Annotated in this window: 10 protein-coding genes; 8 read left to right on the top strand and 2 right to left on the bottom strand. The window is 66.3% G+C overall.

What is annotated here, in order from left to right:
- Window positions 1-221: 221 nt before the first annotated feature.
- Entirely contained in the window at window positions 222-2009 is a 1788-nt protein-coding gene (locus tag XI04_RS18910; RefSeq protein WP_038970856.1) for a peptide ABC transporter substrate-binding protein, read from the bottom strand.
- A 320-nt stretch (window positions 2010-2329) separates the two neighbouring features.
- On the opposite strand from XI04_RS18910, the gene XI04_RS18905 reads away from it, so the two are divergent.
- The 8 genes from XI04_RS18905 to XI04_RS18870 all read left to right on the top strand — a co-directional run bounded on the left by XI04_RS18905 (window position 2330) and on the right by XI04_RS18870 (window position 10231).
- Entirely contained in the window at window positions 2330-3124 is a 795-nt protein-coding gene (locus XI04_RS18905) for a MetQ/NlpA family ABC transporter substrate-binding protein (protein ID WP_028144345.1), read from the top strand.
- 162 nt (window positions 3125-3286) lie between these two features.
- Window positions 3287-4321 (top strand): putative FMN-dependent luciferase-like monooxygenase, encoded by a 1035-nt coding sequence (locus XI04_RS18900; RefSeq protein WP_095426610.1) that lies wholly within the window; start codon window positions 3287-3289, stop codon window positions 4319-4321.
- A 35-nt stretch (window positions 4322-4356) separates the two neighbouring features.
- Window positions 4357-4959 carry a CMD domain protein gene (locus tag XI04_RS18895; protein WP_442869407.1) on the top strand — a complete coding sequence of 201 codons (603 nt, stop codon included), beginning with the start codon at window positions 4357-4359 and terminating at the stop codon, window positions 4957-4959.
- 15 nt (window positions 4960-4974) lie between these two features.
- The gene (locus tag XI04_RS18890; protein WP_028144348.1) at window positions 4975-5553 is read left to right on the top strand and encodes an alkylhydroperoxidase domain protein; all 579 of its coding nucleotides are present in this window, start codon (window positions 4975-4977) and stop codon (window positions 5551-5553) included.
- 59 nt (window positions 5554-5612) lie between these two features.
- Window positions 5613-6770: an ABC transporter substrate-binding protein gene (locus XI04_RS18885; protein WP_038950178.1), complete on the top strand. Its 1158-nt coding sequence runs from the start codon at window positions 5613-5615 to the stop codon at window positions 6768-6770.
- Window positions 6771-6825: 55 nt separating this feature from the next.
- Window positions 6826-8649, top strand: a complete 1824-nt coding sequence (locus XI04_RS18880) for an ABC transporter permease (RefSeq protein ID WP_028144350.1) — start codon at window positions 6826-6828, stop codon at window positions 8647-8649.
- Window positions 8649-9494: an ABC transporter ATP-binding protein gene (locus XI04_RS18875; RefSeq protein ID WP_038950177.1), complete on the top strand. Its 846-nt coding sequence runs from the start codon at window positions 8649-8651 to the stop codon at window positions 9492-9494. Before XI04_RS18880 ends, XI04_RS18875 begins: the two co-directional genes overlap by 1 nt.
- Window positions 9491-10231 (top strand): ABC transporter ATP-binding protein, encoded by a 741-nt coding sequence (locus XI04_RS18870; RefSeq protein WP_038950176.1) that lies wholly within the window; start codon window positions 9491-9493, stop codon window positions 10229-10231. Before XI04_RS18875 ends, XI04_RS18870 begins: the two co-directional genes overlap by 4 nt.
- A gap of 121 nt (window positions 10232-10352) precedes the next feature.
- Here the strand turns inward: XI04_RS18870 and XI04_RS18865 are convergent, their stop codons facing one another.
- The gene (locus tag XI04_RS18865) at window positions 10353-11864 is read right to left on the bottom strand and encodes an ATP-binding protein (RefSeq protein ID WP_271610418.1); all 1512 of its coding nucleotides are present in this window, start codon (window positions 11862-11864) and stop codon (window positions 10353-10355) included.
- Window positions 11865-11918 lie beyond the last annotated feature (54 nt).

The following is an 11918-nucleotide window of genomic DNA, read 5'->3' as shown; positions in this document are numbered from 1 at the left end:
CTGGGATGCGCACTGGCGCATTGTAATGACGGTGGAGAGAGCGGGCGTCATAACTCCGCTCTCGTGCCCCGGACGCAGCGCAGCGCTCTTGCGGTGCGCTGCAGAGCCGGGGCCCATGTCGCTGCGCCCTACCGTGCCGCCCCTGGGTCCCGGCTCTGCGCGGCAGCGCGCTATGCGCGTTGCCGCTTGTCCGGGACACGAGAGCCTTCCCGCGGTGCCCCTCAAACCCGATACCACGCCGCCAGATTCCACGTGATGGTGTCCCAGCCGGAGATGTCGATCATGAGGTTGTTGGCGCCGGCGTTGACGATGGGGCGTGAGAGCAGCGGCAGGAACACGTGGGCTTCGCAGAAGATCTCGTCGACCTTCATCAGCAGCGCGGCGCGCTTGACCGGGTCGAGCTCGTTCTGCGCGGCCTTGTAGGCCTTGTCGGCTTCGGGATCGGAATAGCGCGAGTTGTTGCGGCCCAGCCATTTGTTGTCCTTGGTGGCGATCTCCCAGGACACGCACTGGTTCAGCAGGCGCTCCGGGTCGGGCTGCGGCTGCGTGGTGTTGTACATCTCCATGTCGGCATAGAATTTGGAGTAGGTGTCGGGATTGCCGACGTCGGAGGAGAAGAACACCGATGCGGTGACCGACTTGAGCTCGATGTCGATGCCGGCCTTCTGGCAGGCCTGCTTGATGATGGCCTGCGTCTTCTGGCGCGGCGCGTTGATCGAGGTCTGGAAGACGTATTTGAGCTTCTTGCCGTCCTTCTCGCGGATGCCGTCCGCGCCCTTCTTCCAGCCGGCCTCGTCGAGGATCTTGTTCGCCTTGTCGACGTCGAACTCGTATTTGAGCTTGGGCGATTTGAACTGCTTGGGCGCGTTGACGAAGCTCGCGGTGGCGATGCCGCCGCGGCCGTAGATGAATTTCTGGATCGAGTCGCGGTCGATCAGGAGGTTGATCGCCCGGCGCACCGCGGGATCGGACAGCGTCGGGTGCTTGGACTTGACGCTGGAGCGCTCGCCGTCGATCTCGGTCCACGGGTCCGTCGTGTTGAGGATGATGAACTCGACATTGCCGGACGGCGTGATGTCGAGCTTGCCCTTGCCGCCCGCCTCCATGCGCTTGAGCACCTCCTCCTCCACCTGCATGTTCCAGGCAAAGTCGTATTCGCCGGTCTGCAGCACGGTGCGCGCCGCGGACACCGCATCGCCGCCGCCCTTGATCTCGAGCGTGTCGAAATGCGGCTGGTTCTTGATGTGATAGTCGGGATTGCGTTCGGCGCGGATCAAATCGCCCGGCTTGAACTCGACGAATTTGTACGGGCCGGTGCCGACCGGTTTCAGATTGGCCGGTGCCTCGCGCGACTTGGCGCCGGCATAGTCGCCGAAATGATGCTTTGGCAGGATCAAGCCGACCGAGCCGACGAAGGGATCGGCCCAGAACGGCGTCGGCGCCCTGAAGATCACCTTGACGGTGTGGTCGTCGATCTTCTCGACCTTGATGTCCTTGTAGGATCCCGTGGTGTAGGCCGCAGTGGCGAGATCGGCGGCGTATTGCCAGGTGAAGATGACGTCGTCGGCGGTGAAGGGCTGGCCGTCATGCCATTTGACGCCCTGCTTCAGCTTCCAGACCACGCTCATGCCGTCGGCGGCAAGGCTGCCGTTCGCCTTGGTCGGGACCTCGGCCGCGAGGCACGGGATGAGGTTGCCCTCCTTGTCCCAGCCGGCGAGCGGCTCGAAGAACACGCGCGAGGCCATCTGGTCCTTGGTGCCGAGCGCGAAATGCGGATTGAGCAGGGTCGGCGCCTGCCAGAACAGCAGCTTGAGCGGGCCGCCGCCGCCGGCCTTGGTCGGCTTGTAAGGCAAGGTGGCATCCGCCATCGCCACGTCGTGCCAGAGCAGGATCTGGCTCGCGATGGGCGCTGCGATTCCGACCGCGGCCACCTTCTGGATGAACGAGCGTCGGGACAGCGTGCCTTGCTTCACCTCCGCGACCAGACCCCGGATTTCGTTCTCGTTCATCAGATGACCCTCCACCGCGAAGACAAATCGTCGCCGGCGGCCATCATGTTGCATCATGCACGAGGCGGCAATGCCGGCGTGACTGCCGGGCCATGCGACGAAATGACGATGGGGAACGCCCTTGCGGGCCACGGCCCGGACCACCGCCCGGGAGCGGCGTGGGTGGTCATGGCGAAACTCCGGCGCTGTTTGCGCGTTCGTTCCCCACATCGGATCGAACGGAGAAGCGTTGTCCGCGCTAGGCGGCAAATATGGTTTTCCATTTCATTGATTTCATCCGGCGGAGAAGCGAATACGGTTCCAATCATTCTCGCCGTGCCATGGAGACCAAGATGTCGTTTCGCTTCCCCCTGATGCTCGCAACCGCGCTCGCCGCCTGGTCGGCAGCAGCCACCGCCGAGACCATCAAGATCGGCGTGACGCCGGGCCCGCATGCGCAGATCCTGGAGGCAGTGAAGCCGATCGCCGCCAAGCAGGGCCTCGACATCCAGCTGCTCGAATTCTCCGACTATGTCGTGCCGAATGCCGCGCTCGATGCCGGCGAGATCCAGGCCAATTCGTTCCAGAACCAGCCATATCTGGACAACCAGAAAGCCGACCGCGGCTACAAGATCGAGGCCGTCGGCCTGACCGTGAATTTCCCGATCGGCGTCTATTCGAAGAAGCACAAGGCCATCGCCGACATCCCCGAGGGCGGCAAGGTCTCGATCCCGAACGATCCGACCAATGGCGGCCGCGTGCTGCTGTTGCTGCGCGACAAGGGCCTGATTAAGCTGAAGGACGGCACCGGTTTCAAGCCGACGGTGCTCGACATCACCGAGAACCCGAAGAAGCTGAAGTTCATCGAGGTCGACGCGGCGCAGGCGCCGCGCGCGCTCGACGATGTCGACGCCGCCGCGATCAACACCAATTATGCAACCCAGGCGGGCCTCGATCCGGTCAAGGATCCGATCCTGCGCGAGGACCCGAAGGGCCCCTATGTCAACCTGATCGCCGTGCGCACCGCCGACAAGGACAAGCCCTGGGTCAAGATCCTCGTCGACAGCTACCACACGCCGGAGGTCAAGGAGTTCGTCCTGACCAAGTTCAAGGGCGCGGTGCTGCCGAGCTGGTAGGCAATCTGCCCAGCTCCAGCGCAGGGGCGATCCCGGCGGGCAGCGTTACGCATGAGCCTTGTCAATGAGCTTGCGTATGAGCCCTGCGCAATGCCCGCTTGTCTGGAGCAGCAGTAACCGACATCATCGGCGGCCTGACCATCCTCGCCCGACAGGGGTCGCATGAAACGCTTTGCAAATCTGAAACGCCTGGGATTTTTCACGCGGCTTTTGGACGAGGCCCCGCCCGCCGAGCGCTATCGCTTCGCGGCCGAGCAGATCGTGCGCGCCGAAAAGGCGGGCCTCGATTCTGCGTGGATCGCGCAGCATCATTTCCACGAGCGCGAAGGCGGCCTGCCGTCGCCCTTCACCTTTCTCGGCTACGTCGCAGCCCAGACCTCGCGCATCCGCCTCGGCACCGGCATCGTCACGCTGCCGCTCGAGAATGCGGTGCGGGTGGCGGAGGACGCAGCCGTGCTCGATCTGATCTGCAACGGCCGCTTCGAGCTCGGCGTCGGCACCGGCGGCAATCCGTCGGCCTTTGCCGCCTTCGGCCTCGACAGCGCTCAGCGCAACGAGATCTTCGCCCGCAATCTGGAGGTCGTCCGCACCGCCCTGGTCGGCAAGCCGCTCGAGGGTGGCGACACGATCTACCCGCAACGGCCGCAGCTGGACAAGCGGATCTGGCAGGCCACGTTCTCGGTCGCGGGAGGTGCCCGAGCCGGCAAGGCCGGTGACGGCCTGTTGCTGTCGCGCACCCAGCCGCGGACCAAGGAGGCGCCGAAGGCGACGCTGGCCGAGATCCAGAATCCGGTGATCGATGCCTATCTGGAAGCGCTGCCCAAGGGGGCCGAGCCCCGCATCATGGCCTCGCGCAGCGTGTTCGTCGCCGACGATCATCGCGAGGCGTTGCGGCTTGCAGACATTGGCTTGCGGCGTGCGCTGCCGCAGTTTCTCAAGGGCGGCCACGCCAAGCCGGGCGAGACGCTGGAGGAGATGATCACGGCGTTCGACACCCATGTCGGCGGCGCCGACGAGGTCATCGCCTCGCTGCGCACCGATGCCACGCTGGAGCGGGTGACCGATCTCGTGTTCCAGGTGCATTCGGTCGATGCCCCGCATCCCCACGTCCTGCGCTCGATCGATCTCGTCGCGGAGAAGGTCGCACCCGCGCTGGGCTGGACCCGGACGGCGCCCGATGTGGCGCTGGCGGGCTGATTGGACATGAAGAGCATCGCGTTGCACGAGGCCGAATGATGACTACGCAGGATATCATCGACACACTCGCCGGGATCCAGCCGGGCTCGGCGCTGGACGCCATCCGCGCCCGCCGCCTGCAGGCGCGCGAGAACGCGCAGAAGAGCTATCTCTCGCTGTTCGAGCCGATCGACGCGGGCGATGTCTCGCTGGCCGAGCGCGCGGCCGTCGCCGCCTTCGTGACCGGGCTCCATGGCGAGTCGCCCGTTGCCACCTTCTATCGCGACAAGCTTGCCGCAAACGCGGACGGTGCGCGCCTGCTGGAGGCGATCGACGCCGAGATCGCGCGGGGCAGAACCTCGGGTCCCTATGGCTCGTATCCCGCCGGCCCACTGTCGACCGAGAACACGGCCGGCCTGATCTATCGCGTGAGCGCCGCGAGCAAGCCGGCGCTTGGTGCGAAGCTCGCAGCAGCGCTCGAGCATGCGCACCTCCTGGTGTTCCGGCCCCGCGATGCCGCAGCCGCCGACATGAAGGCGCTGCTTGACGCCGGCTGGTCGACCACCGGCATCGTCACCTTCTCCCAACTCGTCGCGTTCCTGTCGTTCCAGGTGCGGGTCGTCAGCGGCTTGCGCACGCTCGCCGCGGCGAACGCATAAGAGGAGACCGCAATCATGAGCGCCGCCGTCAACCCGCCCGTCGTCTTCACCCAGGACGAGCTCGGTTGGGTCTCCTGGATCGATCCGCTGCCCGAGGCCGAGCTGACCGAGCGGCATTACTCGGGCCTCGTCGATCGCTCGCGCGCCAAGTCGGAATATTTCCGCCTGCTGGTGCGCGATCCCGAAGTGCTGGAAGCCCGCACCAAGACCGACAAGGACATCTTCTACAACGTCGCCGACGGCTTGCCGCGCGCCGAGCGCGAGCTCGCGGCGGCCGCGACCTCGCGCTACAACGGCTGCATCTATTGCGCCTCCGTGCATGCGCGCTTCGCCAGCACCTATTCCAAGCGCCGCGACGACGTGCAGCGCCTGCTCGACGAGGGCATCAAAGCCGACCTCGGCGAGCGCTGGAATGCCGTGGTCAAGGCCTCGGTGGCGCTGGCCGCGACGCCGATCGCGTTCGGGCCCGACAATATCGCGGAGCTGCGCCGCGCCGGTCTCGACGATGCCGAGATCGTCGACGTCATCAACGGCGCCTCGTTCTTCAACTGGGCGAACCGGCTGATGCTGTCGCTCGGCGAGCCCTCGAAATAGCCAATCTCGGCGGCACAAGAATTGCTGCTTGTTTCAACATTGAGTGGATGGAGCCGTGCATGAGCAACATCGATCGTCGTAGCCTGGTGAAGGGGTCTCTCGCCGTCATGATGGCGGGAGCGGCCGTCTCGCGCGGCGCCTTCGCGCAATCGTCCGAACCGATCCTGCTCGGCGTCAGCGGCCCCCTGACGGGACCGAACGCGCAATATGGCACGCAGTGGAAGCAGGGTTTTGATCTCGCGCTCGACGAGATCATGGCGGCCGGCGGCATCAACGGGCGCAAGCTCGCTTATCAGTTCGAGGACAGCCAGAGCGATCCGCGCCAGTCGGTGGCGATCGCCCAGAAGTTCGTCTCCGATCCCCGGATCGTCATGGAGCTCGGCGACTTCTCCAGCCCGGCCTCGATGGCGGCCTCGCCGATCTATCAGCGCGGCGGCCTCGTGCAATTCGGCTTCACCAACTCGCACCCCGATTTCACCAAGGGCGGCGACTTCATGTGGAGCACCTCGGTCAGCCAGGCCGACGAGCAGCCGCTGCTGGCGGCTTATGCGGTGAAGCGTCTCGGCCTCAAGAAGCTCGCGGTGCTGCACCTCAACACCGATTGGGGCCGCACCAGCCGCGACTATTTCGTCAAGGCGGCGAAGGAATACGGCGCCGAGGTCGCGGTGACCGAGGGCTACATCGCGGAGGAGCGCGACTTCCGCTCCACCCTGGTGCGCGTGCGCGACGCCAGCCCGGACGGGCTGATCCTGATCTCCTATTATTCCGACGGTGCGCTGATCGCCCGTCAGGCGCGGCAGGTCGGCCTGAAGCAGGTGATCTGCGCCGCGAGCTCGGTCTACTCGCCGAAGTTTCTGGAGCTCGGCGGCGAGGCGGTCGAGGATGTCCATCTCGGCACGCGCTATTTCCCCGAGGATCCCAGGCCCGAGGTGAAGAAATTCATCTCGGGCTTCAAGGCGAAGTACGGCGGGCAGGAGCCGGACGCCTTCAACGCTTATTCCTATGATGCGATGAACATGGCGGCCGCCGTGGTCAAGATCGGCGGCACCGACCGCCGTGCGGTCCGCGATGCCTTCACGAAAGTGAAGGACGTCTCCAGCGTCATCTTCGGTTCCGCGACGTTCGACGTCGAGAGCCGCCGCGTCAAGGGCGCCATGAACGCCGAACTCGTCGTGCGCAAAGGGCAGTTCGCGCTCTGGGACGGCAAGCCGACCTGACCTGATGGCCGGGGCATTCGCTTCTGCCGCTTCTCTCTCTCCTTGGGGCCATCGCGTGTCTTCCTGGCTCGACTACACGATCAACGGGCTGATCGTCGGCAATGTCTATGCCCTCGTTGCGGTCGGGCTTGCGCTGATCTTCGGCGTCAGCCGGCTGATCAACTTCGCGCAGGGCTCGATCTATCTGGTCGGCGCCTATATCGGCTGGGTCGCGGTGGTGCAGCTGCATACGCCGCTGCCGCTCACCATCATCGTGGTCGCGGTCGCTGCCGCGCTGGTCGGGCTGGTGATCGAGCGGTTCGGTCTGCGTCCGCTGCAGAACTCGGTGCGCATCGCGCCGCTGCTCGCCACGATCGGCATCAGCTTCGTGCTCGATCAGCTGGTGATGCTGACCTTCTCGCCCAATCCGCGCGCGCTGCCGAGCCAGTTGCCGGACGTGCGCTTTCAGGTCGGCGGCGGCACCATCGGCCCACTTGATCTGCTGATCGCCGGCGTCGGCCTCACCAGCGCGCTGCTGCTGTTCGTGTTCCTGCGCTACTCCAAGCTCGGCTGGGCGGTACGCGCCACTGCGCAGGACCGCGACGCTGCGATGCAGATGGGCGTCGACGTCAACCGCGTCAATCAGGCGGTGTTCGGCATTGCCGCCGCGCTCGGCGGCGTCTCCGGCATGTTGGTCGGCATGTACTATAACCAGATCGACACCGCGATGAGCCTGCAGGCGACGCTCAAGGGCGTCGTCGCCGAAGTGGTCGGCGGCGCCGGCAATGTGCCCGGCGCCGTCATCGGCAGCCTGCTGCTCGGACTGGTGGAGAGCTACGGCGTCGCCGTGTTCGGCACCAGCTACCGCAATCTGTTCGCCTTCCTGCTTCTCGTCGTCGTGCTCGTGCTGCGGCCGAACGGCCTGTTCGCCAGCGCGCGGCAGGCGCCGCCCGAGCCGCTCACCGGCACCTTCATCGCGCCGAGCCGCCCGGTGCGCATTCCGCGCTGGGCGCTGCTGGCTGCAGCCGCGATCTTCGCGGTCCTGCCGTTCTTCCCGGTGTCGTTCTACGTGCTGCAGACCCTGATCAACGCCTGGCTGCTCGGCATGCTCGCACTCAGCCTGACGCTGGTTGCGGGCACGATCGGCCAGGTCTCGCTCGGCCATGCCGCACTGCTTGCGATAGGCGCCTACACCTCCGCGCTGCTGTCGCTGACCCTCTCCGTACCGGTGGGCCTCTCGATTATCGGCGGCGGCCTGATGTGCGCCGCGCTCGGCACCGCGCTGATCTCGCCGTCGTTCCGGCTGCGCGGGCATTACGTGTCGATCGCGACGCTCGCCATCGGCGAGATCGTGTCGCTGGTGATCCTGAATTGGGAAAGCGTCACACGCGGCCCGATCGGCATCTCCGGCATCCCGCCGCTGTCGCTGTTCGGCTACGATTTGATCAGCCCGACCTCGATCTACTGGTTCAGCTTCACAGTGATGGTCGTGCTGGCGCTGCTGCAGGGGCGCTTGCTCACCTCGCATCTCGGCCGCAGCTTTCGCGCCATCCGCGACGACGACATCGCAGCGCGCGCCTATGGCCTCAGTCTCAACCGCTACAAGTCGCTGGCCTTCATCTTCGGCGGCTTCGCCGCCGGCGTCAGCGGCGGCATCGCGGCACACCTCTACTCCTACATCAACCATGAGACCTTCAATACGCAGCAATCGATCCTGGCGCTGACCGTGGTCATCCTCGGCGGCCTCGGCAATGTCGTCGGCGCGATTCTCGGAGCGGTCGCGCTGGTCGGCCTGCCCGAGGTCTTTCGGATCGCGGCGGAGTATCGCATCCTGATCTACGGCATCGTGCTGTTGCTGCTCGTGCGGTTCAGGCCGCAGGGCCTGTTGGGGACGCTGTGATGGCACAGCTCAATTCCATGCTGTCCCTGCGCGGGCTGACGCGGCGCTTCGGCGGCCTCACCGCGGTCGACGCGATCGATCTCGATCTCGCCAAAGGTGAGCTTGTCAGCATCATCGGCCCGAACGGGGCCGGCAAGACGACTCTGTTCAATCTCATCACCGGGCTCGATCGGCCCGACGCGGGTACAGTTCACTTCGAAGGCCAGGACATCACCGGCCTGTCGCCGGAGCGGCTGGCAGGCGAGGGCATCGCGCGCACGTTCCAGCTCGGGCGGGTCTTCGGCAATCTCAGCGTCATGGACAACGTCCTGATCGGCGCGCACACGCGGCTGCGCGCGGTGAAGCCGGCGGTGCCGGTGATCGGTCCGCTGCTGGAATTGGGGTTGGCGCTGCTGCGGCCCGCCAGCGTCAAGGCGGAAGAAGAGCGGCTGCGCGAGGAGGTGAAGGCCATCCTCGCCCGCTTCGGCGAGCGGCTGCTGCCGCGGATCGACCAGCCGGCCTATAGCCTGTCCTACGCCAATCGCCGCCGCGTCGAGATCGCGCGCGCGCTCGCGCTCAAGCCGCGGCTGTTGCTGCTCGACGAGCCCACCGCCGGCATGAACCCGACCGAGACCGCGGAGATGCAGGCGCTGGTCGCCGAGCTCAAGGCGGAGGGGCTGACCATCCTCCTGATCGAGCACAAGCTGGAGATGGTGATGCGCCTGTCCGATCGTGTCATCGTCATGGACGAGGGTAAGAAGATCGCGGAAGGGCCGGGCGACGCGGTGCGGAGCGATCCCAAGGTGATCGAGGCCTATCTCGGCCACGGGCTATCAGGGGCGTCGGAGCAGGAGAGCGCAGCATGACGACGAGCGCACCCGAACCGCTGCTGGCGCTGTCCAACGTCAACACCTTCTACGGCCAGGCCCAGGTGCATTTCGATCTGTCGATCACAGTCGCGCGCGGCCACATCGTCTGCCTGCTCGGCGGCAACGCCAGCGGCAAGTCAACGACGATGAAGATCATCTTGGGACTGGTGAAACCGCGCTCGGGCGATGTCACGTTCGACGGCGCCTCGTTGATCGGGCTGACCACGCCGCAGATCGTCCGTCGCGGCATCGCCTCGGTGCCGGAGGCGCGGCGGCTGTTCGCGGACATGAGCGTGCGCGAGAACATCCTGATGGGCGCCTTCGTGCGCAACGACCGCGACGCGGTGGCGCAGGATCTCGACAGGATGCTGACGCTGTTCCCGAAGCTCGGCCAGCGGCTGTCGCAGCGCGCGGGCTCGCTCTCCGGCGGCGAGCAGCAGATGGTCGCGATGGCGCGCGCGCTGATGAGCCGTCCCAGGATGATCGTCATGGACGAGCCGACCATGGGCCTGTCGCCGCTCTATGTGGACCGCGTGCTGGAGCTGATCCGGACCATCAATCAGGAGGGCGTCTCGGTGTTCATGGTCGAGCAGAACGCCAGCCTCGCGCTGGAGATCGCACACGAAGCCTATGTGCTCCAGACCGGCAAGATCGTGCTGTCAGGCCCGGCACGCGCGCTGAAGGACGATCCTCGAATCCGCGACGCCTATCTCGGCGGCTCCGAGGCTGCCTGACGCAATGCGCTGACCTCTCCACGTCATGGCCGGGCTTGACCCGGCCATCCACGTCTTGCCTCCAGGCACGAAGAACGTGGATGCCCGGGACAAGCCCGGGCATGACGACCTCCATCCCGCTTCAAGCCGAAGCCGCGCTCGCGACAGGCTCCGCCGGCAGATCATCGCCATTGGGATCGCCGGGCGCCGTGGCCCAGGCCAGCTCCACCAGCGTCACGATCCTGCGTCCACCGCCGTCGAGCTGGACGACAATCAGGCCCTGCTCCTCCATGTAGCCGAGCAGCCGCTGCGCCCGGCGCAGCGAATGCGAGCCATAGGCCCGCGCGATCGCGGCGTCGCCGGGGCATGGCCAGCCTTCCTTCGCCGCGCGCGCGATCATCATGAACACGCCCTGCATGTCGTCCGGCAAAATGGATGCGCGCAGCGATACGTCCTGCCAGGCGTCGTCTTCGGCATGCTCGGCGCCGAGCCCCGCGCGTGCGCGCGTCAGCATGCGGCGGAATTCGGTAAGGTCAGGGACGGCCGAGCCCAGTCCCTCGATCCGGCAGCGGACCACGAACTCCTGATAGAGCACGCCGACGGCGCGGAAGCCGGCGTCGGGCGCGGCGAGCACGGCACGCAGCGTGCGATCGACGCGTTCACGCCGCTCGGCGAGTTCCTCGGCGCTGACCGGCACCTCGTCCACTTCTGGCTGGATCACCGGCGCGGCGGCCTTCGCGGCGCGGAGCTGCTCCAGCAAATCCGGCGCCGGCCGTCGTTGCGGCCGGCTGGCATCGGGCGGCGGCGCGGCCAGGATGATGGCGCGCATATCTTCCGTGGCCGCCTCCGGTAGCGGCATCAGCCGCGGCGTGGAATTGCGCGGGCTTGTATCGGTCGGGCCGATGTTCAGGCGCAATGGACGGCGGGACAGCGCAGGTCCCAGCGCCATGAACTGCCCACGCTCGAGATCGCGGAAGGACTCGGCCTGCCGCCGCTCCATGCCGAGCAGATCGGCGGCGCGCGCCATGTCGATGTCGAGGAAGGTGCGGCCCATCAGGAAATTGGAGGCTTCTGCCGCGACGTTCTTGGCGAGCTTCGCCAGCCGCTGGGTCGCGATGATACCGGCCAGCCCACGCTTGCGGCCGCGGCACATCAGATTGGTCATGGCGCCGAGCGAGAGTTTTCGCGCCTCGTCCGAGACTTCACCGGCCACCGCTGGCGCAAACAGCTGCGCCTCGTCGACGACCACCAACATTGGATACCAATGGTTGCGGTCGACCTCGAACATCCCGCCGAGAAACGCCGCGGCGCGGCGCATCTGGTTCTCGGCGTCGAGCCCTTCGAGATTGAGCACGGTGGAGACGCGGTGCAGCCGCGCGCGCTCGCCGGCGACCTGAAGGCCGCGCTCGGTGTGATCCTCGGCCTCGATCACGAGATGGCCAAAACGCTCGGCCAGCGTGACGAAATCGCCTTCGGGATCGATGATGGCCTGCTGTACCCAGGGCGCGCTCTGTTCCAAGAGCCGCCGCAGCAGATGCGATTTGCCGGAGCCCGAATTGCCCTGCACCAGGAGGCGGGTCGCCAAGAGTTCCTCGAGGTCCATGGCGGCCGCGGCGCCTGCCGTGGTCTGCCCCATCTCGATTGCAACCGTCATGCCCGACTCAAGTCCCCGTCATTCGCGGACAGGGGCTTATCAATACCGTCGCGG

The organism is Bradyrhizobium sp. CCBAU 11430 (assembly GCF_028128855.1).
Lineage (GTDB): Bacteria > Pseudomonadota > Alphaproteobacteria > Rhizobiales > Xanthobacteraceae > Bradyrhizobium > Bradyrhizobium ottawaense.
Note: the sequence above shows the minus strand (reverse complement) of the source record. Positions and strands in the feature narration are given on the sequence as shown.